The sequence below is a fragment of the Aliinostoc maniaoense genome, assembly GCF_058172895.1.
The window spans coordinates 490,865-513,030 of sequence record NZ_CP187952.1 but is presented as its reverse complement, the minus strand read 5'-3'; the positions used below and the strand labels follow the sequence as shown (position 1 = coordinate 513,030).

Annotated in this window: 20 protein-coding genes; 12 read left to right on the top strand and 8 right to left on the bottom strand. The window is 41.2% G+C overall.

The window, feature by feature from the left end; translation table 11 throughout:
• The first annotated feature begins 152 nt into the window (after window positions 1-152).
• A complete protein-coding gene (locus ACPZ3T_RS02190) occupies window positions 153-812 on the top strand; it encodes an L-threonylcarbamoyladenylate synthase (protein ID WP_490277093.1) in 660 nt (219 codons plus the stop codon).
• A 358-nt stretch (window positions 813-1,170) separates the two neighbouring features.
• Window positions 1,171-2,385 (top strand): HetZ-related protein, encoded by a 1,215-nt coding sequence (locus tag ACPZ3T_RS02185; RefSeq protein WP_490273363.1) that lies wholly within the window; start codon window positions 1,171-1,173, stop codon window positions 2,383-2,385.
• A gap of 187 nt (window positions 2,386-2,572) precedes the next feature.
• Here ACPZ3T_RS02185 and ACPZ3T_RS02180 read toward each other — a convergent pair whose 3' ends face one another.
• Complete coding sequence (locus ACPZ3T_RS02180) at window positions 2,573-3,043, bottom strand: cupin domain-containing protein (protein ID WP_490273362.1); 471 nt, start codon at window positions 3,041-3,043, stop codon at window positions 2,573-2,575.
• 487 nt (window positions 3,044-3,530) lie between these two features.
• Between ACPZ3T_RS02180 and ACPZ3T_RS02175 the strand changes: the two genes are divergently transcribed.
• From ACPZ3T_RS02175 to ACPZ3T_RS02160, 4 genes are all read left to right on the top strand, one after another.
• A complete protein-coding gene (locus ACPZ3T_RS02175) occupies window positions 3,531-4,436 on the top strand; it encodes a phospholipase A2 family protein (protein ID WP_490273361.1) in 906 nt (301 codons plus the stop codon).
• Window positions 4,437-5,303: 867 nt separating this feature from the next.
• Window positions 5,304-7,406, top strand: coding sequence for a TonB-dependent receptor plug domain-containing protein (locus ACPZ3T_RS02170; RefSeq protein WP_490273360.1), 2,103 nt, complete (start codon window positions 5,304-5,306; stop codon window positions 7,404-7,406).
• Between the two features lie 160 nt (window positions 7,407-7,566).
• A complete protein-coding gene (gene clpS, locus ACPZ3T_RS02165) occupies window positions 7,567-7,893 on the top strand; it encodes an ATP-dependent Clp protease adapter ClpS (RefSeq protein WP_490273359.1) in 327 nt (108 codons plus the stop codon).
• An 8-nt stretch (window positions 7,894-7,901) separates the two neighbouring features.
• Window positions 7,902-8,222 (top strand): DUF2103 domain-containing protein, encoded by a 321-nt coding sequence (locus ACPZ3T_RS02160; protein WP_490273358.1) that lies wholly within the window; start codon window positions 7,902-7,904, stop codon window positions 8,220-8,222.
• A 60-nt stretch (window positions 8,223-8,282) separates the two neighbouring features.
• On the opposite strand, the gene ACPZ3T_RS02155 is transcribed toward ACPZ3T_RS02160, so the two are convergent.
• The 4 genes from ACPZ3T_RS02155 to ACPZ3T_RS02140 all read right to left on the bottom strand — a co-directional run bounded on the left by ACPZ3T_RS02155 (window position 8,283) and on the right by ACPZ3T_RS02140 (window position 13,964).
• Window positions 8,283-8,606: a hypothetical protein gene (locus ACPZ3T_RS02155; RefSeq protein ID WP_490273357.1), complete on the bottom strand. Its 324-nt coding sequence runs from the start codon at window positions 8,604-8,606 to the stop codon at window positions 8,283-8,285.
• A 226-nt stretch (window positions 8,607-8,832) separates the two neighbouring features.
• Window positions 8,833-10,635 (bottom strand): PAS domain-containing sensor histidine kinase, encoded by a 1,803-nt coding sequence (locus ACPZ3T_RS02150; RefSeq protein WP_490273356.1) that lies wholly within the window; start codon window positions 10,633-10,635, stop codon window positions 8,833-8,835.
• Window positions 10,636-10,729: 94 nt separating this feature from the next.
• Window positions 10,730-11,728, bottom strand: a complete 999-nt coding sequence (locus ACPZ3T_RS02145) for a hypothetical protein (protein WP_490273355.1) — start codon at window positions 11,726-11,728, stop codon at window positions 10,730-10,732.
• 175 nt (window positions 11,729-11,903) lie between these two features.
• A complete protein-coding gene (locus ACPZ3T_RS02140) occupies window positions 11,904-13,964 on the bottom strand; it encodes a sensor histidine kinase (protein ID WP_490273354.1) in 2,061 nt (686 codons plus the stop codon).
• Between the two features lie 204 nt (window positions 13,965-14,168).
• Here ACPZ3T_RS02140 and ACPZ3T_RS02135 point away from each other — a divergent pair, with 204 nt between their 5' ends.
• A complete protein-coding gene (locus ACPZ3T_RS02135; protein WP_490273353.1) occupies window positions 14,169-14,330 on the top strand; it encodes a hypothetical protein in 162 nt (53 codons plus the stop codon).
• A gap of 2 nt (window positions 14,331-14,332) precedes the next feature.
• Here the strand turns inward: ACPZ3T_RS02135 and dapF are convergent, their stop codons facing one another.
• The gene (gene dapF / locus ACPZ3T_RS02130) at window positions 14,333-15,172 is read right to left on the bottom strand and encodes a diaminopimelate epimerase (protein WP_490273352.1); all 840 of its coding nucleotides are present in this window, start codon (window positions 15,170-15,172) and stop codon (window positions 14,333-14,335) included.
• Window positions 15,139-15,345 (bottom strand): hypothetical protein, encoded by a 207-nt coding sequence (locus ACPZ3T_RS02125; RefSeq protein WP_490273351.1) that lies wholly within the window; start codon window positions 15,343-15,345, stop codon window positions 15,139-15,141. Before ACPZ3T_RS02125 ends, dapF begins: the two co-directional genes overlap by 34 nt.
• Before the next feature lie 41 nt (window positions 15,346-15,386).
• Between ACPZ3T_RS02125 and ACPZ3T_RS02120 the strand changes: the two genes are divergently transcribed.
• A complete protein-coding gene (locus tag ACPZ3T_RS02120; protein ID WP_490273350.1) occupies window positions 15,387-15,611 on the top strand; it encodes an Hfq-related RNA-binding protein in 225 nt (74 codons plus the stop codon).
• Between the two features lie 61 nt (window positions 15,612-15,672).
• On the opposite strand, the gene ACPZ3T_RS02115 is transcribed toward ACPZ3T_RS02120, so the two are convergent.
• Window positions 15,673-17,937, bottom strand: coding sequence for a monovalent cation:proton antiporter family protein (locus ACPZ3T_RS02115; RefSeq protein WP_490273349.1), 2,265 nt, complete (start codon window positions 17,935-17,937; stop codon window positions 15,673-15,675).
• Between the two features lie 455 nt (window positions 17,938-18,392).
• On the opposite strand from ACPZ3T_RS02115, the gene ACPZ3T_RS02110 reads away from it, so the two are divergent.
• The 4 genes from ACPZ3T_RS02110 to ACPZ3T_RS02095 all read left to right on the top strand — a co-directional run bounded on the left by ACPZ3T_RS02110 (window position 18,393) and on the right by ACPZ3T_RS02095 (window position 22,154).
• On the top strand, window positions 18,393-19,769 hold the full coding sequence (locus ACPZ3T_RS02110; protein ID WP_490273348.1) for an ammonium transporter: 1,377 nt from the start codon (window positions 18,393-18,395) through the stop codon (window positions 19,767-19,769).
• A gap of 74 nt (window positions 19,770-19,843) precedes the next feature.
• A complete protein-coding gene (locus ACPZ3T_RS02105; protein ID WP_490273347.1) occupies window positions 19,844-20,665 on the top strand; it encodes an SGNH/GDSL hydrolase family protein in 822 nt (273 codons plus the stop codon).
• On the top strand, window positions 20,655-20,870 hold the full coding sequence (locus ACPZ3T_RS02100) for a hypothetical protein (protein WP_490273346.1): 216 nt from the start codon (window positions 20,655-20,657) through the stop codon (window positions 20,868-20,870). Before ACPZ3T_RS02105 ends, ACPZ3T_RS02100 begins: the two co-directional genes overlap by 11 nt.
• Before the next feature lie 75 nt (window positions 20,871-20,945).
• Complete coding sequence (locus tag ACPZ3T_RS02095) at window positions 20,946-22,154, top strand: 4-hydroxy-3-methylbut-2-enyl diphosphate reductase (RefSeq protein WP_490273345.1); 1,209 nt, start codon at window positions 20,946-20,948, stop codon at window positions 22,152-22,154.
• The last annotated feature ends 12 nt before the right edge of the window (window positions 22,155-22,166 follow it).

The window sequence follows — 22,166 nt, the reverse complement described above, 5'->3', positions numbered from 1 at the left end:
CTACCTAAATAGAGATATCACTGATCAGGGCATAAATTTTATTATCCATGCCCGATGACGGCAGTCCGCTCAAGTCGGGAAACCCGCCCACGCGGCTGCCTCCCCGATGCCCAATGCCCCATGCCCCATACTTAACCCCAACCCCACATTTTATGGCAAAAATTATCCCTGTCCATCCTGAGAATCCCCAAAGTCGCAGAATAGAGGAAATAAGGTCGGCTCTTTCTAGTGGCGCAGTTATGCTATATCCAACTGATACAGTTTATGCGATCGGTTGTGATTTAAATGTCAAATCTGCGGTGGAAAAAGTCCGACAAATTAAGCAGCTAGCAAATGATAAACCACTGACTTTTTTATGTCCTTCACTGTCCAATGTAACCACTTATGCTTTTGTGAGTGACACAGCTTACCGGATTATGAAGCGACTCATACCAGGAACTTATACATTTTTGCTCCCTGCTACTAAATTAGTACCAAAACTAGTACAAAGTCCTAAACGCAAGAGTACAGGCATTCGTGTACCAAATCATAGCGTATGTTTAGCATTATTAGAAGCTCTAGGAAACCCGATTATTTCCACTTCGGCACATTTACCACCCGATGAAATGGATAATAGCAAATTTACCCTCAATTCAGAATTAAGATTGTCACGCGTGGAGTTATTTGATCGTTTGGATAAATTAGTAGATGTGATTGTAGATACCGAGCAAGAACCAACATATGAAGTATCTACAATCGTAGATTTAACAGGAGATGAACCCATGATTACCAGACGGGGATTAGGTTGGGAAGCAGTAGCTGCATGGGTTTGACTGTTCAACTTCACAGCCTCCCTCAAGCATTTCGGAATTATGTCGAAAACATACTCCAGTTTGCCTATTGTCATAATTTACCAGGATCGGGAGGGAATAAAAGATGATGGCAGTGATGGAGACATATTAAGCTTTTTAGCTATTTTAGGGGCAAAGCAAATATGCTTGTGTTAACCTCGATTCGGTTGCTTGTGAAAAAAGCGACACACGACCTTCTCTGTAACTTTTTTCCATCGCCTACAGTCATATATATGAACAGTGCTTGCAACAGGTTTTGATGGGTTAACCTACTCAAGCTTGACTTCAGGTACTGTTTGTGCATTGCCTTTAAGGTGCAACACCACACCCAGGAATAGTCATGAAACTAAATCTTGCAAATCTACCAACCTCTACATCTGCTTTTGTCAACGAAGTTGTCACTGAGGACTTCGCCCCTACAAATGCTTTGATGCAACTGCTATGTCAGGAAATGCAAGCTCAAGTCAAAGCAACGCCAAGGTGTGTAGAAGCTATAGTCCAGCGCATTATTAAGGAAGTTCAGCGCATTTGTGATAAGAGTTCTCGCATTCAAACTTCTGGTCAAGTTAAGTCTTGGCAAATTACCTTATCTCGTCACCGCCTGCAAAAATGCCTACATTATTATAAACTAGGTTCGAGAAGGGGGCGGGTAGAATTACATAGTAGTTTGGGGGCGATGGTTTACCGTCATGTCACCATAGCAGGTTCAGAATTGGGTTTTGATGGTCGTTACAGTTTAATTGAAGATTTTCTCCAGGCATTTTATATTGAAGCCATTAAAGCTTTTCGTCGGGAAAACGAATTACCGGAAGATTATACCCCACGCACTCAGTTACAGTTAGCTGAGTACATGGCTTTTACTGAACAGTACGCCAAACGCCGCATTAATTTACCTGGTGGGAATAATCAACAATTAGTTATTTTACGCGCCCAAGGTTTTGCCCGTCGTCAGCCCCAAGAAACAGCTGTAGATATTGAAATGGCGGTAGAATCTGCCAAAGGTGAGGAAGCAGAATCTTACCAAAGGAACTCGGCGGTACAACAAATTAGAGCGCAAATGATTGCTCAAGCTAATTTTGACCCTTCAGAGGAATCAGAGCGCGATCGCATTATCTCAGAATTAGTACAATATTTAGAGTCTCAAGGACAATCTGACTGTGTAGATTACCTGACTTTAAAGCTACAAGACCTACCTGCACCAGAAATTGACCAAATTCTCGGTCTGACTAGCCGTCAGCGTGATTATCTGCAACAACGCTTTAAATATCATGTGCAGAAGTTTGCCAAGCAACATCATTGGCAATTAGTACATCAATGGTTAGGTGCAGGTTTAGAGCAGAAACTAGGATTATCTGGCCAGCAGTGGGAAACTTTGGTTAGTGCTATATCTCCCCAACAACAGCAACTATTAGAATTAAAAATTGCTAAACATAGTGATCAAGCGATCGCTAAAACCCTAAAATGTACCCCTAAGCAACTACAAAAGCGTTGGACACAACTACTAGATATGGCTTGGGCTATCCGCAACGGTCAAAGTGAAATCCAAATCAGCTAAATTTTATACCAATTTTGGATTTTGGATTGTGGATTGAAAGCCTAGATTTATAGGCTATTCCAGCAAACACAAATGATACTACTTATCCCACTTCGGTATGAAATCAGTTGTTTTCAAATCTAGACAACATCCCCTTATTTATTTTTGTTACTAGCAAAATTATTAAGGTAACGTCATCAAAACTTCCCTAAACAACCTTTGTAGGTGTCACACCAAAAATCTCTATTTTCTTTGTTGCTTGCAACTGCTTCAAGGCAAGAGTTGCAGCATCCAAATCGTAAGGAAAAGGTTTACAACGAGTCATATAATCCCTTGCTTGAGTAGGACGATGACGCAGCACAGCATTCACTACTAAACAGGGTTGTGAACTTAAATTAATTGCACCGTGCAGCACCCCAGGAGGAATAGTCACCACCACAGGATGATCTTCACTTAAAGGAATATATTGATATTGCCTATCAATTAAACTTACAAGTACAATCTGTCCTTTAACTACCAGTAATTGGTCAGTTTGGGATTTATGAACAAACAAATCATCTATTGTATTTGGGGCGATTTGTGCCAGCATAGTTTCATGACTTGCTTGAGGAGTAAAAAACTCAACCATTCCCCCCTTGATTGACTCTAACTGACGAATTTCAATTTTCCTAATAGCCATAAAAAATCGTAAAATAGCATCTTTGATACATTCAATCTTAGATGCTCAAAAATAAAAAAATGTGATAAAAGTAACTAAATCTAGTAGGATTACCGAACTTTACTGATCCTTTACAGCAAGAATAGTCAGCCGCTTCACACTAAAAGCCTAGAAGTTATCATCCAGAGGATAAGAGAAAGTTTCATATTCTCGATTTTTTGAGTCATAATCTCCCTGATATATTCTTTTCTCAGGGTTTTTACTCATGACCAAACACAGAGCATGAGCATATAAATCATCTATAGTAGCACTTACGCAAGTGTCACAATCGATAGTTGGTGCGTGACGCTATCAGTCTCATGACTAGGTTCAAATACTTTCACAGCGTTACACGAAAAAATTAAAAATCACTGTTTTGGTTGCGAGTTTGCATAATTATATTGAGTTTAACTTATTACTTAATAGAGTAACGAGAATCGCTTAACTGATAACCTTCAAGAGAAATCAAATGTTGCGTTCAAAATTAACTAAAATTGCTACGTTGGCTTTAGGGGTTTTGACCTTTAGCTATATTTCTAATTTGTCAATCACTGAACAAACAATTACAATGCAATCGGCTCAGGCTGCCAGCGACTACTGTGGGCCAAATAACAGTCAAGCAGCACGGGCTGCGGCGAAGTTTTTCTTATTTCCTTATAACAAAACTTTTGATCCTGCGTGTGAAAAGCACGATATTTGTTATGGGACGTTAAGACAAACAGGTAAAACTAAAGAACAGTGCGAAGAAGAATTTCGGAAGAATCTCTATAAAATTTGTGAAGATCGCTCTCTTTCGCAAAAAGTTAGTCAGGATTTGTTTGGTTATGTCACAAATCCCAAGCTATGGGGTGGGGTTGGTATGACTGGGCCTTGTAAGCGTCAGGCGGATTATGCTTATTGGGCAGTTAGTCAATTTGGTGAGAAGGCCTTGGGAAATCAAGCTATTCACAGTCTGAAAGTCGTTAGCGTTAAGGCTAATCGCATTTATGATCGCTGGAGTGATGATGAACTTAAGGTATGTGTCAGAGTCCGTAACGACGGCAACTTAGCCACAGAGTGGGATCTGGTACTGCTGGATAAAAAAGGTGCGATAGTTGATACTGAACCGGACACCTACGAGCGTAATATTAAAGTTGGTCAAACTGACGAAGAATGTGTCACTACCAGAGGTAGCAGATATTCTATTTCTGATTTAGGAACGAATGCACAACTAGTAGTGCGGATGGATGATTACCCAGGTGTAGCACCATTTGCGGTTGTTGCTAAGATTTCAGTCCCAACTGCACGCAAGCGGGATCAATTTACATCTGTATCTTACAGTCATCAGAGCCGAATAGAGGCATACAAACAATTGTTGCAGATTAAGTCCCGATAAATAACTTACGGATTGATTAAATATTGTGGTAAGGTGCGCCAGATTTCTCTAATACTCTCCATAAACATATTTTTGATATCTGACGCACCCCCCAAAGCTTCCGGTGCGTTACGGCTTACGCCTAACACACCCTACTGGACTGACACGACTAAAATGTTGCAATAAAAAAATTGTTTCATCGGCGTTTATCTGCGTTTATCTGCGTTTTTTATCCAAGTCTAATGCAACATTTAAGGCTTGCCATGCCACAACATATACTTAGATTTTTTCTCCAAATCAAACCTGATTTTTATAGATTGCTAATTCCAATTTTGATCTGAGTAGGGATAATCCATTAATTGTCCCTAAAATATAGGAATCCGACTTGATTATTGAAATTATTTGCGTAGGTAGGGAAAAGGGAACGGGGAACGGGGTTGGGGGAACGGGAAAAGAAGTAACAGAGGTGTACTTAGTTTTTTTCAGAAATCAAATATGATTCCTATCTATATCTTGATGAAAAACTTATCATTATATTTTTAGAACTATATTGTATCAAAACTTTTCATGGTTTACAACTCCAAATCTATTTAATTTGATGGATTTCACCTGAATTGTCAACATATTTATATATGACAATACGTCAAACAAAAAAATAACAGAACACAACAACTAAGACGGTTTGTCAAATTAAAAAATCAGATAAAAACACTTGACATTTATTCGTATTTATCGATAGTGTTTTCTGGTAGAAAATAATTTTTCATATATCTAATCTGCACATTTTTTGTGTTGACTGTTGATCTTCAACTGTTAACAATCAACTACTGTGATAAAAACTGTGTAACTTAAAAGCGTAATATCATCATTTTAATTGTGGAGAACTCTATGAAGCAAAAGTTAGGGGTGCTGTCATTAAGTTTAGTGAGTGTATTAGTTGGTTCACCATCATTGGCATCAGAGATTGCAGTTAACGAAAAAGAAATTAATAATGAATCTGAAAATAGTAATTCCAATCTTTTGCAAGTAAGTGAGGTGATTTTACACTCTACGGATGCGAAATTATTGATGCCATCATCACCTCTACCAACAATTCAACCGGAGAAGTTAGCACAAACTGAAGCTCCAGTAGAGGATGATGCAGATATTATTTTAGAAACCATAGGACAAGAAGATTCTTTACCTCAATCTACACCAACTTACATTATTGAAAAAGAGGAAATTGAAAAACAAGGTGCAACCAGTGTTGCTGATGTTTTAAAGAGAATGCCGGGATTTGCTATCAATGATGTAGGGCATGGTGCAGATATTCACACAGGCACATATTATCGGGGACATTCAATTAATCAGTCGGTATTTTTAATTAATGGTAGACCGATTAATAATGATGTCAATACCTATCATGGTGCTACAGATTTAAATAGCATTCCTGTAGAAGCGATTGAAAGGATAGAAGTATCTAGTGGTGCATCTACAGCTTTGTATGGTGCTTCAGCTTTTGGTGGTGTAATTAATATTATTACTAAACAAGGTAGCAGAACTCCTAAGTTTAACGGCGTAGCAGAATTTGGTTCGTTGAATTTAAATAATCAACAAACTAGTTTTAGTGGTGGTGGTGAAAACTTTAGATATAATTTGAGTTTTGAACGATTTTTTATTGATAATCGTTATAAAGTTCCTCAAGGTGCAGCTAACCGCGATGCTAGCGGTAATTTATTCAATGCAGATACGGCTACTAGTACCTATTTTGGTAGTTTTGCTGTTGATTTGAATGGGAGTAATACTTTAAGTTTTGATGTTAAAAAACTAAGTAGTCGTCGTGGGTTGATTTATTTTGGGTTTCCTTTGCAAAGAGACAGGTTAGACCATGATGGATTAAATATTGGTTTATCTTGGCGATCGCAACTTGCCCCAGGCTCTCATCTTACCACTACACTAGGTTATAACCAAGACTACTTTAATACTTACGGGCCTACGGTGTTCCAAGGCAATACATTCTATCGGACTGGGACATTAGACACACAAAACCTCACAGCTAGAGTAGACCATGAATGGCGACTCAGTGCAAATAATCGATTGCGTTGGGGTTTAGATTTAAAAAATACTAATTTAGATGGAATTACTAACAGCACCAGTCCCAATAGAATCGCTTTAAATGAAGTAGAAAATCGTAGTGTCTTGAATACAGCCTTATTTGCGTTGAATACTTGGGATGTGAGTGATAGATTTCAGATAGATTTAGGCTTAAGGCAAAGCTTTGATTCCCAATTTGGTAATTATCTTAATCCTAGTGTGGGTTTACGTTATGCAATGTCTCCAAATTTCGCTGTGCGGGGAAGTTGGGCAGGTGGACAACGTAACCCAGGCTTAGACCAATTATATCTTTATGATACGGTGCATAATTGGTTATCTAATGCTGATTTAAAACCGGAAACAGGCTCATCATGGACTGCGGGAATAGATGTAAAATTTTCTCAAGATTTAACTGGGCAATTCACATATTTTGGTAGCAGTTTAGATAATCGCTTGGGAATTATTCAAGGGCAATGGCAAAACATCGGGCTAGTTGATACCAATGGTTTAGAAGCTGCACTGCGGTGGCAATTTACGAGTAATTGGTCAACTTTTTTGAATTATACTTATACCGATGCTCAAATTAAAACTGGAACAGAGCGCGGTTTGCAATTAGGTTTAATTCCCTATTCTAATTTGCAAGCTGGTATTGGCTATCAAAAAAATGGATGGCAAGCCAATTTATATGCTACATATAACAGTGGTGCGCGTAGAGCTTTGTTTATTAATCCCAATGATAAAAATACAGATTTTACAGCATCTTATGTGAATTTTGATCTGAGTGGACGTATTCCTTTAAACAGGGGTTTAGGATTAACATTTTACTTAGAAAATCTTTTGGGAGAACAATACGAACGCGTCAATAGAATTTATAGTCCTGGGTTTACTTTTAGAGTAGGTTTAAGTTCAGGAATTTAAGGGAACACCAAAAAACCGGGTTTTTTCAGAAACCCGGTTTTTAAAGTGACGCACCCTACCTGAAGAATAATTCTTAGTTCCCAGTCGCCAATCGCCACATATGGATTAAACTAGTTAGTTGTAATGTAGTTTTGTAAAATTCCGTTGGTTAACTGCTCTTATGGTCACAACACTTTCAGCAGTCGTTCTCGCTGTGGGTACAGCACCAACTGTCACGCCTGAAAAGACTAGTCAAACCGTCCGTAAGACTTATCCAAATTATAAAGTGATAGTTTTAAATGATGACTTCAATACTTTTCAACACGTAGCCGAGTGTTTGATAAAGTATATTCCAGGTATGACTAGTGATTTAGCCTGGGACTTAACTAATCAGGTACATTATGAAGGGCAAGCGATTGTTTGGGTAGGCCCTCAAGAACCAGCAGAATTATATCATCAACAGTTGCGTCGGGCTGGTTTAACAATGGCCCCATTAGAGGCAGCTTAACCAATATTATGGGTAAATCCAGTGCAGACACCTCAAAAACTAATACTCGTAAAGAGGGTAGATTAGTTTGGAATCATTCTACCCACCTTCCCGGTTTGATCCCCATTTTAGAGCGGTTGTGTCAACAGGAAGGTATTCAAACTATTACACCAGGGGTAATTGGCAGAGTTAAAGGACACGCCCCCAAGATGCAATTACGCGTGTCTGTACCTATTCGTGGCGGTTATAAAATCATTGCTAGACAGGGTAAGACTGTGCAGGAGGTGTTTATCCTGACGAGTCTGGCTCAGGATAAACTAGAAGAAATCATAGCGATCGCTATGAAATAATAAAAAATATTGAGTATGTATAGCAGTTATCACCTGTCACATCTTCCCTGCTATATGTAGCTATTCTTCAACTCGGTGAACTGCAAATTTATGTAGCGGTAAACTCAAAATACACGAAAAAGTTAAAAAATATGACAATGCTGTCGTTATTTTTAAGGTCATGAGTACAGGCTCATAATTGTGAAAAACCATCTTTTCTAGCCCAAAAGCCACACAATAAACAAGCCAGTAACTAAAGCTCATTCTAAACAAAATTATCTCTGTTTCTTCCCGATCATCATTTTTTGTATCTTGGCAATTCCACAGTAAGCCTAAGCCAATAATACAAGCTACAAACGATACAGCAACTACAAACTCGTGACACAATAAATTGCTTGCGTGCATTTGTGTTTATTCCCATCTTCTGCAATTGAAATTCAGTCTAAAGGAATATTCCTAGCAAGCACAAAAAACAGTAACAAACTGCAATATAACCATGCAATTTCTGTTAACAAATGCAACGATAGATATATTAATTTTGCTAAATTGGGCATGGGGCATTGGGCAGGGAGCAGGGAGCAGGGGGAGAAAGAGTTTGAGCCTTATTTACTTTTCTTCACATAGTTTGGTTTTATTGAACCGACTTACTTACGTCTTGAAACTGAGGTAAAGTCAGCCAAAAGGTTGCTCCTTGTTGTAATTGACTGTTTACACCAATTTCGCCGTTGTGAGCATTGATGATTTGCTTACATAAATACAAGCCCAAACCTAAGCTTATAGAATTGCGGAAATTAGCACCTCGAAAATAAAGGTCAAACAGTCGTTCACATTGTTGGGGACTGATACCTATGCCGTTATCAGTGACAGTGCAATAAATTTTGTCGCCTTGAGGAACTGCATTAATTATGACTTGTAAGCCAGGAGGATTATGTTTAATTGCATTCATAATCAAGTTAGCAAATACTCGCCATAGTTGCGTGGGGTCGGCATTGACTAAGGGTAAATCTGCGGTGACAAGGTTAGTTAATGTGGTTTGATTTTCTACAAGTATGGGTTCTAAATCTGCGATCGCAGCTTGTACAATCTGACCTAATTCTACAGCTTGGCACTGTAAAACTATACCTTGGACATCACTAATATGTGCCTCCATGAGAGAATTAATTAAGTTTAATTGGCGATCGCTACTTTGCACCATCCGTTCTAAAATTGACCGAGGCACAGGTATTAAGTATTTCCCTTCTCCCTGATTGAGTAAATTTCGCAACACCAAAACAGATCCTAAAACGGGGTTGCGTAAATCATGGGAAACGGCATGAAAAAATACTCTCAATGCTTCTTGAGCTTGTTTACGCTGGGTGATATCTTCAATTAAGCCTTCATAGTAAAGTAATTTACCTTCATCATCACGGACTGCATAGGCTTTTTCCGAAATCCAAACAATGCTACCATCTTGGCGATAAATTTGGGACTCAAACTGAGAAACTAAACCTTGTTCTGCAATTAAACGGACAAACTCAGCACGACGTTTCGGGTCAACATATAACTGATTTTCAATATCTGTAAAATTATCTGTCACCTCTTGAGAAGATGAGTAACCATAGATGCGAGCCAATGCCGGATTAGCTGTAATATAACGACCATCAGGGCTACTTTGGAAGATGCCTTCAATAGCATTTTCAAAGATACTGCGGTACTTCGCTTCTGCTAGCTGGAGTTTTTTATTAGTAGCTTCTAATTCTTTGCGGGCGTAAAATTCTGAGCGTTGCAGGCGGTCGTATAGATAAACACTAATATCACAGATAACACAAAACCAAAAAATATATAAAATCAACGTTACATTATAGATTTCTGGCCGTTCAGGTATGGGTGTTTTCAAACCTAGGAGAGTATTCACACCAAAATAGTAAATCAACACTCCTAATTGAGAAATTAAGTGTAAACTCCAATGAGTAGGTATAAATGTAGCCTGGCTTAAAAACAGCAGCGACCAGCCAGGAATATCAGGGAGTGCCAAGCCTTTGAGAGTACCGAATATTTGAGAAGCTAAACCCAACGACCAAGATGAGCCTAAAAATAGTATTTGTGGGTGGCGACGACCGAATTTAGTTCTATGCAAAACAAAGCAGATGATGAGGCTGAATAACATACCTGCATTCATCACCAAGCCTTGAGTTTTCCAAACCTGGGGTAATATCTCCAACTCCCGCAGAGGAAAAAATAAATCGTAAATATTTCGCAAAGTGAAAGTTGTTAGACAAATCAATGCTAGCCATAACCACAAATAAAGCCTTTGCCACAAAAAGCGATGTCTATTAGCTAGCCATTCCCATTCTTTGGGGTGGCGCAATTTGTAAATATTACTGACTTCATTGATAGTTGGTGTAGGAATTACTTCTCTCCACCACCTTTCCACTGTTCTTAACCAGGTAGCCATTAGTGTTTTACCTTTCACATTGAAGGTGCTTCCTGTTTTCAGCCTCCCATAATACCTTGACTTTTGAACAGTGTGTTGAAATTTCAGGTGAGTTCTACTGATTGAATTGGTTTACCAATTCTTGGATATATTGATTGGGTGAGCGATAACTTACAATCGCTACATCAAGATCAAAATCCTTGTAGAGATTCAAGGCACGCTGTATTGCTGCAACAATCCAATTGCTGCGGTTGCCAAATGCTCCGCCGCCAAGCAGGGTGAGAAACAATCTGTTGTTGCCATTGTTGACGGAATTTAAGATGGCAGTACAAATAGTCGCCTCATAAGATGCTTCTAAAACTAGCCGTGCAAATTCTGCCCATAAGTCTGAATCATGAGAAGAATAAGCAACTGGCAAGGCGGAACAGTAAGCTTGTGAAACTGTGTGTTTGCAGTCATTGAGCGTCACTTGCGTATTCCATTGAATACCGATTTTTAACAACTGTCGCAATTGATCAAATTTCTGCTCATTTAATCCACGAAGTTGATTTGAAATCTCAACCAACCCGCTATGTGATGCCAAAGCATAACCGTTTTTCATTTCCCAAAGACGGTTATGGGAATTTCCTAGTGCTGCGCCTATATCCGCCAGACAATCGATTTGATTTGTTGTTGATTGCCCAATTTGCCCATTGACAACTGCAAAATAATTACGATAAATCGTCCCTGCCCCTGCTGCAACAGCACAGGCTGGCCCTTGGGTATGATCATACTCGTAAATTCCTACACCACGCTCAGGGGTTTTATTTGGAGACACCATTTCCAGGAGATTGAACTGAGAAGCTACTTGGAATAGTGAATCAGCGTTAGATTCGTTTATATGCAAACTCTGGACATTCGCCACTATTTGGCGTACTGATATTTTTCCTGGTTTATATCTATGTGAATGGACACGGTTTTTGAGTTCGGCTAAAGAAGGTGTTTCCAACTGACCGCAAATCAATTCTTTGCCATTGACATGGGATTTGAGGACATTACCGTCAACAGTGATATTCTGCCTCACCTGCTCTGGTGATTCTTCAGCAAAACCTGTTAATTTTTCAAACCACATCATAAATAAAATTACACTCCCTAATACCAATTAAAATTAACAAATCCATAATTGGCAACGGTTTATAGATTTGGATACTTTGCCAAAATTTAGTGAATGTGTATAAATTTTATACCAAATTTTCAACCCCTAGTGTCCTTTAACTTTGACTTAATTTATTCGCTACATTGCTTTCTAATTAAGAATTATCAAAAGGGAGGGTAAACCAGAAAGTTAAACCTTTTTTCCGGTGACGAATTACACCAATTTCACCCCCATGTGCTTGAATAATTTGCCGACAGAGATACATTTTTAAGCTAATAGCTGTAGAACAGGAGGCTTGAGGATCGCGGATATATAAATCAAACAGGCGATCGCATTCTAGTTTACTCAGATTTATACCATTCTCTTGAATGTAAGTGCGAATCATACCATTTTCCACTGTAGCCTTGATGATAAAGTTCAGCCCTGGGGGATTATGTAGCAGGCTATGAGTAAATAAATTCAGCAAGACTTTCTGTAACTTGCCTACATCTACCATCACTAATGGTAAATCTGCGGAGAGTAAATTTTTGATAGTGGCTTGATTTTGACTCAAAAGGAGTTGTAAATCTCTAGTAATTCTTTCAAACAAATGGTTAAATGACACCAATTCCCGATGCAGAATCATTCCTTGTTCTTTACAAGCATGAATTTCCAACAATGAATCTAGCATCCCCAATTGTCTATCACTGCCTTGAATCATCCGTTCAATAATTGATTTAGGAACGGTAATTTGAGATGGGGAATGGGGCATTGGGAATTGGGCATTGGGCATTGGAGTAAATCTTTCTCCCTTGTCTCCCTTGTCCCCATTCCCCAAAAGATTCTTCAACACCATCAAGTTACCCATAACAGAAGTGCGTAAATCATGGGCGACGGTGTGTAATACAACGTCTTTGATGCGGTGAATTTCTGCTAATTCCTGCATTTTTTGTTGTAATTGGGCGGTGCGTTCTTCTACTTGCTGTTCTAAATTGGCGTTGAGGTCGGCTAATTCTTGGTAGAGTTTAACCTGTTGGGTAGCGATCGCTAATTCTGCTGTAATATCATGATTGATGGCTAAAATGTGCGGGATGCCCTCTAAATCAATCACCTCTGCTGAAATTACAGATGTAATCACCTCCCCAGATTTGCGCCGTAATGCGAATTGTTCGTTATGCACTACTCCCTGAGTCTGTAATTTTTGTAATAATTGAGTGCGATCGCTCTCATTTACCCAAATATTTAATTCTAAAGCTGTACGACCCACTGCTTCATCGCGCTCATAACCAGACAGTCGCACAAAACTATCATTCACCTCTACATAGCGTCCTTCCTTCAGGGTGCTGATAGTAATAGGATCGGGACTGCAATTAAAGGCTTTAGAAAACTTTTGTGCTAAATTCTCCAAAGTGCTTTCTGCTGCCTTACTCTCAGTGATATCCCTGACAATGGCCAATACTTCATCATCACCACTCACCACCAAGCGCGCCTCATAATCTCGCACTCCCAAAGGTGTGGGTAATTGATATTCACAGGTTTGCAAACTTCCCGTTTCCAAGGTTTTGTGAATAATTTCCTGACTGATAGCAGCTACATCCGTTGGTAAAACATCCTGCAAACTTCTGCCAATGATTTCTGCTCTAGATAAAGTTATATTTTCGCCATCGCCTTTTAAATCGAGATATTCACCATCTCGGCTGATGCAAAACATAAAATCAGGTTGGGCATTTAAAATCGCTTGATACCGTGCTTGTGTGGTTTGCAATTGTGCCTGTACTTGTTTGCGGTCTGTAATATCCATCACCAAACCATCCCAAAGCAAATCACCATTAGCCTGTAGTTGCAGTTGAGCATGAGAGTCAATCCATTTTACTTGACCGCTAGGGGTGATGATGCGACCTTGCCAACGCCAAGGAGTAACACTAGCTGCGGCGATCGCCATAGATTCTACCCAGCTTTTGATATCATCTGGATGCACCAGTGTTTCTAACACTTGCCAATGAGATTTAATGACAGATGGTGCTAATCCACACAGCGTTAGACTACCAGAACTCACATAAAATACATACCGAGAACCATCTTGTTTGAGGAGAAATTGAAAAATCATCCCCGGTACATTGACTGCAATTCTTTCTAAACAAGAGATTGTTTGTGCTTGACAATCTATTTGAGTCCAGAATTGAGCAGTTTCATCCACTTTTTGACCTTTTAACCTGCAACTAACTGGGGGAATCATAGCTATTGTGACAGTTTTTAGCAGATTTTTATGCTATTTGCATCATCTGTAACAACATTAAACCAGTTATCAGTTATCAGTCCTGACAGCCTATGGTGGGGGACTTAAACCAAGCGTGTACTGTTGACTGTTCACTGTAAAAACTGTGTCTTACTTCAGGTTAATTCTTGATTTAGCGATCGCATTCACCCAATCGGGTGAACAATGAAAAAGCAGGGGGAGCGGGGGGCAGGGGGCAGGGGGGCAGGGGAGCAGGGGGCAGGGGAGCAGGGGGACAAGGGAGACAAGGGAGACAAGGGAGAAAGATTTACTCCAATGCCCAATGCCCAATGCCCAATGCCCAATGCCCAATGCCCGATGCCCTAATATTAGACTTTACCTGTGAATACCCTCTCAGCCGGGCCTGTCATGTAGAGTCGTTGATCTAATTCTGACCATTCAATGTGTAGACAACCACCGGGTAATTCTATAGTAGCGGCGCGATCGCATTTGTCGGTTAAGACACCAGCCACCAAGGAAGCACACGCACCAGTGCCGCAAGCTAGGGTAATTCCTGCGCCTCTTTCCCAGACGCGCATTTTTAAGTAATCACGGCTGACTACTTCGATAAATTCAGTATTGGTACGTTGGGGAAAGACTGGGTGATGTTCAAATTTCGGGCCGATACTTTCTAAGGGAATTGTGGCCACATCATCTACAAAGGTAATACAGTGAGGATTACCCATACTTACACAGGTGACATCCCAAGTTTTCCCTTCTACTTCTAGGGGTTGGTTAATGACTTTAGCATCAGCCGCACCCAAGGTAGTAGGTATTTCATCAGCCAGCAATCGTGGTACACCCATATCTACCCTCACTTGACCATCGGGCATGAGTTGGGGTGTAATCACACCTGCTAAGGTTTGAATACGATAGGTGTCTTGTTGGCGGGATATGCCTTCTAAGTCTGCCAAAAATCCTGCTAAACAGCGAATCCCATTACCACACATTTCCGGTTCTGAGCCATCGGAATTAAAAATCCGCATAGTATAATCTGTGCCATTTTCCCCAGGTAAGGCAAAAATAACACCATCAGCACCGATACCAAAATGGCGATCGCATAACTTCACAGCCTGCTCAGGAGTCAACACAGGCAAGCTGGACGCGCGATTATCAATCAAAATAAAGTCGTTGCCTAAACCGTGATACTTAGTAAATTCGATTGCCATTTTCCTGATGATGAATTATCAATGATTAGGTATTGGGAATGGGGAATGGGGCATGGGGCATGGGGAATGGGGAATGGGGCATGGGGCATGGGGCATTGGAGTAAATCTTTCTTCCTTGTCTCCCTTGTCTCCCTTGTCTCCCTTGTCTCCCCCTGCTCCCTGCTCCCTTCCACTCCCCAGTCCCTAGTCCCTCAATTATTCCATTATTACAAAGATGACTATCACCGATTTTGATACTTCACTGCCTAGCATTCGCCAAGTGCAAACCCTGATTAAACAAACCGGAGCAGTACAATTCAAGCTCCTTACAGGTGATTTACTCACGGGGAGAATTTTATGGCAAGACCCCAATTGTATTTGTATTATGGATGAAAATAGTCAACAAATTACTATTTGGAAAGCAGCGATCGCTTACATGAAAGCCAGCGATAGAGAATAACAGGTTGGGGGAACAGGTATTGAAAACCCCTACACCCCTACACCCCTACACCCCTACACCCCTACACCCCTACACCCCTAACATCCATAAACATCTGTTGCAGTTGATTTAAACTGCTCAAGTTGCCGCACAGCAGGACTTGGTCACTGGTTCGCAAATCTAGATTTTGATCAGGAGAACGCATAAACTTGCCATCCCGGCGTATGGCGGGGATTTTTACGCCAAATTGGGAATTTCCCATTAAATCTGCGATAGTTTTGCCTAAAATTGGGGCATGATCATCAATTTGAATCCATTGACAGGCGGTGTTTTCTCCGGGGACAGCTATTTTACCTTGAGCTAATTCGGCTAGGGCGGCTAGTTCTTCTGATGCTCCGACGACTAATAAGCGATCGCCTTGTTCTAATCTGGTGTGTTGGTTGGGATAGTCTATTTCTTCGCCGTTGGCGCGACGAATGGCCATTAAACTTACACCTGTTAAATAACGCATATCCGCTTCCCCTAAACTCATCCCAATTAAGGGTGAGTTGGATGGGAGAGGATACCAACGCCGATTTAAATCTTGAGTTATTTGCTGTAAATGGCGAGAAACTTCATCAGCACTGCGTTCTGGGCGAAAATCTAAGTAATGATCGCTGCGGATTTGCTGCATTTCCTGCTGTAAGACACCAGGAGTCAAGCCTAAGCCTATTAATAGATAAGTGGCCATTTCAATACTAGCTTCAAATTCCGGTTGAACTACTTCCCTCGCCCCTAATTGGTACAGCAACTCAATATTTTTATCTTGGGTAGCCCGGACAACTAAATCTAATTCAGGACACAATTCTAAAGCGCGTTTAAGACAAAGACGGATACTCATAGGGTCAGGAAGTGCGATCGCCATTCCTTTAGCATGATTAACCCCAGCTGTCTCTAAAACGTGTAAACTCACACAATTACCGTAGACGTAAGGTATTTTTGCTTCCCGTAACTGCTGGATTCTGCTTTCAGATTGGTCAATTACGACTACAGGGAGATCGTGTTGCTGTAACAACCTGACTAAATTCCGCCCGACTCGCCCGTAGCCACACACTACTATATGATCTTTAAAAGGTAGTTCTTCGGAAACATCTTTGGCTTGAGTTTCATCTAAATACGGTTGTAGCCAAGGCATTGATTCCATCAAGTTAAATAAAAAGGGGACTAACCGCAACACAAAGGGAGTGAGCATCAGTGTGACGGCGGTAGTTCCTAAAATCAGTAAATATATCCGCCGAGATACCAACCCCAAAACTTGTCCTTCACTAGCTAACACAAAGGAAAATTCCCCAATTTGCGCCAGTCCTAACCCAGCAATTAAGGCGGTTTTTAGCGGATAACGGAACAGTTTTACTAAGGGAGTGATAATTAAAAACTTGCCGACGAATACTAAAGCCACTAACCCTAAAATTAATTCTAGGTTGTTCCACAAAAACACCGGATCAATTAACATCCCAATGGCAGCGAAGAACAAACTCGCAAAAATATCCCGCAGTGGTTCTACATAAGTTAGAGTTTGGTCGGCGTACTCCACTTCAGAAATCATTAACCCGGCGACAAACGCCCCCATCTCAATGGAGAGTCCTAAATATTCTGTCAGCAGGGCAATTCCCAAGCACAACGCTACTACACCTAATAGAAATAGTTCTCGGCTTTCAGTACGGGCTAACAATCTCAGCAGAGGCGGAATCAGCCAAATTCCTGCCACCACTGCCCCAGCCGCAAATAAACCAATTCGCACCAAGGCTGTGATCACAGCAATACCAATGGCTTCTCCTGGTTCATGGAGTGCAGGTAATACGGCCAGCATCAAACCCAAAGCTAAGTCTTGAACTACCAAAATCCCCAACATTACCTGACCGTGGGGAGTTTCGGTTTCGTTGCGCTCTATCAAGCATTTCAGCACCACCGCCGTTGAAGACAGAGACAAAATTGACCCTAAGAACACACCCTTAGCGGGTAAACTTCCCCATGCGCCCGTTAAGCCACACAGCAAAACTGTAATCAGGATTGTCAAGGCGATTTGTAGCCCCCCACCACCAAGAGCGATCGCTTTCACTTTTTTAAGTTCTGCAAAGGAAAACTCCACACCCAAGGCAAATAATAAGAAAGCCACGCCAAACTGTGCCAGGGTTTCCACCTGCACAACTTCTTTAATCACCCCCAACCCAGCCGGCCCCACCACCATCCCACCGATGAGATAGCCCAGCAGCACCGGTTGTTTTAGCATAGCGGCTAATAAACCGCCACAAGCTGCAACGCCTAAAACAGCCACCAAATCAACAATTAATCTAAAATCTTCTTGCACCAGTTTCTCTAAGAACTATTAAGACCTATTAACTTTAGAATACAAATTTTTATCTATATAAGGGGAGGGGAAGTCAAATAATTCGTAATTAGCAATTCGTAATTCGTAATTAACTGACTAGTGAAGTTGGGTGTTTGTAATATTAATTACTAAGTGAACCCCTCGATATTTGTAGGGGCGGGTTCACCGAGATCAAAAGTTGCTCATGAATGATGTTTGTTAACCCGCCCCTAATATTTATGGGATAGATGGTTTTCCTAATTTACATCAGGCGTAAGTTTTAACTATAAATTAGTTTTTTCTTAAAATTTCCCGAAAACTCAATGGCAGTAACTTGCAAGACAAAAATTCTCTGAAAAAAGTAATCAAATGTCATTAAGTATACAAAGTAACTGCTGTTCAGGGAAAAAGACGTGATCAAGAAATTTTTAGTGATTGGGTTTTTTACCCTACTTATGCTTGCAAGTCCTTTGATGGGGAGTGCGTTGGCTCAAACTCCGGTTAATACTCCGCCTGCTGATACTGGAGACACCGCATTTATGCTGATTTGTTCTGGATTAGTGTTGTTGATGACACCAGGATTAGCATTTTTTTACGGTGGGTTTGTGCGATCGCGGAATATCCTCAATACATTGATGATGAGTTTTGTATTGATGGCTATTGTGGGTGTTACCTGGGTGTTATGGGGTTATAGTTTGTCGTTCGCCCCTGGGTTGCCGTTTATCGGTGGCTTACAGTGGTTGGGTTTAAACGGTGTGGGCTTAGAAACAACTAACTATCTCCAAGGTTCAGCCCCGGTAGATGTAGTTTCCTACGCGCCGACGATTCCCCACCAAGCATACATGATTTATCAAGCCATGTTTGCTATTATCACCCCAGCGTTGATTTCTGGTGCGATCGCCGAACGGATGAGTTTTCGCGCCTATTGTCTGTTTGTCCTATTGTGGTCAACCTTAATTTACACTCCTTTAGCGCATATGGTCTGGGCTAAAGGCGGTTTCTTGGGTTTATATGGTGGTTTGGGTGCGCTGGACTTTGCTGGCGGTACAGTAGTTCATATTAGTTCTGGTGTTTCTGCTTTGGTTGCCGCCATTGTCTTGGGGCCTCGCAAAGCCCACCCCGACCGCCTCAGCCCTCCCCACAGTGTGCCATTGATTTTGTTGGGTGCGGGTTTACTCTGGTTTGGTTGGTTTGGTTTTAATGCTGGCAGTGCTTTATCTCTAGCTAGTGGTAGTTCTGGTAACTTGGTGACAAATGTTGCTACTACTGCCTTTGTAGCTACGAATACCTCAGCAGCTGCCGGGGCTTTGATGTGGTTAATTTTGGAAGCAACTTTACGGGGTAAACCAACGGCTGTAGGTGCGGCTACAGGGGCGGTTGCTGGTTTAGTAGGTATCACCCCAGCCGCCGGCTTTGTCGTCCCCTTATCGGCAATTTTGATTGGGTTTATCACCTCTTTCGTCTGTTTCTATGCGGTGAGTTTCAAGCACAAGCTAAATGTTGACGATGCCTTAGACACCTATCCTGTACACGGTGTTGGCGGCACAGTCGGGGCAATTTTAACAGCCTTCTTTGCTACGGCGGAAGTTAATGCCAACGGTAAAGACGGTGTACTACGGGGTAACTTTGGGGAATTAGGGGTAGAACTAGCAGCAATTATTATTGCTTATGTAATTGCGGCGGCTGGAACTTGGATAATTCTCAAAATTATTGACGCTACTGTAGGGCTACGAGTCAAGGAAACAGCCGAAGACCAGGGGTTAGATATTCACGAACATGGCGAGGAAGCTTATAACTCAGAATTTAGCGATCGCATTAATCTCTCCGAATAATTGCGGAAATATAGTGCGATTATCTTACTAGCGATTTAAAATCTGAGTCAAATCATTGGAAAATTTCGCTAGTCGTGTCCACCACTGCAAAACACTTTCCTATCTGGGCTTTTTTCTTACTGGCAACCAACGGCATCCTGATGTTGGCGGTCATTCTGCTGATTTGGCGACAGCAGAGTTTGACCGCTTCTTCCGGTAATGTATCTTCCCCAGTTCCAGGGAATCAAGCCCCGTCTGCTACCCCAGAGTTAGGCCCCCGCCATCAACTCAGTTATGAACAGTGGGTAGATATCCTCAAGCAAGAAGCCCAAGTAGCGGCTGAACAGCGTCCCAAAAAATTAAGCATTTTAGCAGGGGATTCTCTAACTCTGTGGTTTCCTGTGCAGTTATTACCTAAAGATAGAAATTGGCTCAATCAAGCAATTTCCGGCGAAACCAGCAATGGATTATTAAAAAGATTAAATTTATTTGACCAAACCCAGCCAGAAACCATTTTTGTGATGATTGGCATTAATGATCTGATTCGGGGTGTAAATGATCAGGTAATTTTAGATAACCAACGCCAAATGATGATTTATCTCAGAAAAACCCATCCCAAAGCGAAAATCTTTATCCAATCAATTTTGCCTCATGGGGCAGAAGCCGCTACCTGGGAAGGACGAGAGAAGTTATTGACTATTCCCAATAGTCGCATTCAGCAATTAAATCAGCAGTTAAAAACCATAGCAGTCAAAGAACGGGTGGAATATCTAGACTTATATTCCTTATTTGCCAACCAGCAAGGAAATATGCGTCCTGAATTAACCACCGATGGCTTACATCTCAACCCCGCCGGTTATCTAGTTTGGCGCACAGCGTTGCAGATTTATCAAAAGGGGCTGGGGAATGGCGGGTGAGGATGGGCAGGGGGCAGGGGGCAGGGGGGCAGGGGGCAGGGGGCAGGGGAGCAGGGGGCAGGGGGAGACAAGGGAGACAAGGGAGACAAGGGAGACAAGGGAGAAATATTTACTCCAATGCCCGATGCCCGATGCCCAATGCCCAATGCCCGATGCCCAATGCCCAATGCCCAATGCCCAATGCCCAATGCCCTTTGATTTTTAATTTTTGACTTTTCACTTTCTCAATGTGACATGGCACGAGAAAATCAAAAAGAGGAGATACTAAAAAATAAAAGATATGGATACAAAAGCTTTTAAACGTTCCCTGCAACATTCTGAGAATTACAACCGTAAGGGGTTTGGTCATCAAGCGGAAGTGGCTACTCAATTACAATCTGAGTATCAAAGTAATTTAATTCAAGAAATCCGCGATCGCAATTACGTCCTCAAACGCGGTGATGTTACTATCCGGTTGGCGCAAGCTTTTGGGTTTTGTTGGGGTGTGGAAAGGGCTGTGGCTATGGCTTACGAAACCCGCAAGCATTTCCCCACGGAACGCATCTGGATTACTAATGAAATTATCCACAATCCTTCTGTAAATCAGCGAATGCAGGAAATGCAGGTGGGATTTATCCCCGTTGATGGAGCTAAAAAAGATTTCTCGGTTGTGGGCAATGAAGATGTTGTGATTTTACCTGCTTTTGGGGCAAGTGTCCAAGAAATGCAGCTACTCAACGATAAAGGCTGTAAAATCGTTGATACCACCTGCCCTTGGGTATCTAAAGTCTGGAATACTGTAGAAAAGCACAAAAAAGGTGATTTTACTTCCATTATTCATGGAAAATACAAGCATGAGGAAACTGTAGCTACTAGTTCCTTTGCTGGTAAGTATTTAATTGTGCTGAATTTAAAAGAAGCCCAATATGTAGCTGACTACATTTTACATGGAGGCGATCGCCAGGAGTTTTTACAAAAATTCGCCAAGGCTTGTTCCGTCGGTTTTGATCCTGATCAAGATTTAGAACGGGTAGGTATCGCTAATCAAACCACTATGCTCAAAGGCGAAACCGAGCAAATTGGTAAACTGTTTGAGCGTACCATGATGCAGAAATACGGCCCGACTGAATTGAATCAACATTTTCAAAGCTTCAATACCATTTGTGACGCTACCCAAGAACGGCAAGATGCCATGTTGGAATTAGTGCAACACAACTTAGATTTAATGGTGGTAATTGGTGGGTTTAATTCATCCAATACCACTCAATTACAACAAATTGCTCAAGAACGTAATTTACCTTCCTATCATATTGATAGTGTGCAGCGAATTAAGTCGAGAACAGCAATTGAGCATCGACAATTAACTGGCGATTTGGTAATTTCAGAAAACTGGCTACCAGATGGCGAAATTGTTGTGGGAGTCACTTCTGGAGCTTCAACACCTGATAAGGTTGTAGAAGATATAATTGAAAAGATTTTTGCTCTCAAGGGGACTGTAGCTGTATCTTAGGGACTTCCAGAA

What these genes read in the sequence shown, in the direction of transcription:
- ACPZ3T_RS02170 (WP_490273360.1), top strand. Translation starts at nt 5,304, where the DNA reads ATGAAGCAAAAGTTAGGGGTGCTGTCATTAAGTTTAGTGAGTGTATTA.
- ACPZ3T_RS02155 (WP_490273357.1), bottom strand. Translation starts at nt 8,606, where the DNA reads ATGCACGCAAGCAATTTATTGTGTCACGAGTTTGTAGTTGCTGTATCG.
- ACPZ3T_RS02095 (WP_490273345.1), top strand. Translation starts at nt 20,946, where the DNA reads ATGGATACAAAAGCTTTTAAACGTTCCCTGCAACATTCTGAGAATTAC.
- ACPZ3T_RS02180 (WP_490273362.1), bottom strand. Translation starts at nt 3,043, where the DNA reads ATGGCTATTAGGAAAATTGAAATTCGTCAGTTAGAGTCAATCAAGGGG.
- ACPZ3T_RS02120 (WP_490273350.1), top strand. Translation starts at nt 15,387, where the DNA reads ATGACTATCACCGATTTTGATACTTCACTGCCTAGCATTCGCCAAGTG.
- ACPZ3T_RS02185 (WP_490273363.1), top strand. Translation starts at nt 1,171, where the DNA reads ATGAAACTAAATCTTGCAAATCTACCAACCTCTACATCTGCTTTTGTC.
- ACPZ3T_RS02175 (WP_490273361.1), top strand. Translation starts at nt 3,531, where the DNA reads ATGTTGCGTTCAAAATTAACTAAAATTGCTACGTTGGCTTTAGGGGTT.
- dapF (WP_490273352.1), bottom strand. Translation starts at nt 15,172, where the DNA reads ATGGCAATCGAATTTACTAAGTATCACGGTTTAGGCAACGACTTTATT.
- ACPZ3T_RS02135 (WP_490273353.1), top strand. Translation starts at nt 14,169, where the DNA reads ATGAAAAAGCAGGGGGAGCGGGGGGCAGGGGGCAGGGGGGCAGGGGAG.
- ACPZ3T_RS02145 (WP_490273355.1), bottom strand. Translation starts at nt 11,728, where the DNA reads ATGATGTGGTTTGAAAAATTAACAGGTTTTGCTGAAGAATCACCAGAG.
- clpS (WP_490273359.1), top strand. Translation starts at nt 7,567, where the DNA reads ATGGTCACAACACTTTCAGCAGTCGTTCTCGCTGTGGGTACAGCACCA.
- ACPZ3T_RS02110 (WP_490273348.1), top strand. Translation starts at nt 18,393, where the DNA reads ATGCTTGCAAGTCCTTTGATGGGGAGTGCGTTGGCTCAAACTCCGGTT.
- ACPZ3T_RS02160 (WP_490273358.1), top strand. Translation starts at nt 7,902, where the DNA reads ATGGGTAAATCCAGTGCAGACACCTCAAAAACTAATACTCGTAAAGAG.
- ACPZ3T_RS02150 (WP_490273356.1), bottom strand. Translation starts at nt 10,635, where the DNA reads ATGGCTACCTGGTTAAGAACAGTGGAAAGGTGGTGGAGAGAAGTAATT.
- ACPZ3T_RS02140 (WP_490273354.1), bottom strand. Translation starts at nt 13,964, where the DNA reads ATGATTCCCCCAGTTAGTTGCAGGTTAAAAGGTCAAAAAGTGGATGAA.
- ACPZ3T_RS02190 (WP_490277093.1), top strand. Translation starts at nt 153, where the DNA reads ATGGCAAAAATTATCCCTGTCCATCCTGAGAATCCCCAAAGTCGCAGA.
- ACPZ3T_RS02100 (WP_490273346.1), top strand. Translation starts at nt 20,655, where the DNA reads ATGGCGGGTGAGGATGGGCAGGGGGCAGGGGGCAGGGGGGCAGGGGGC.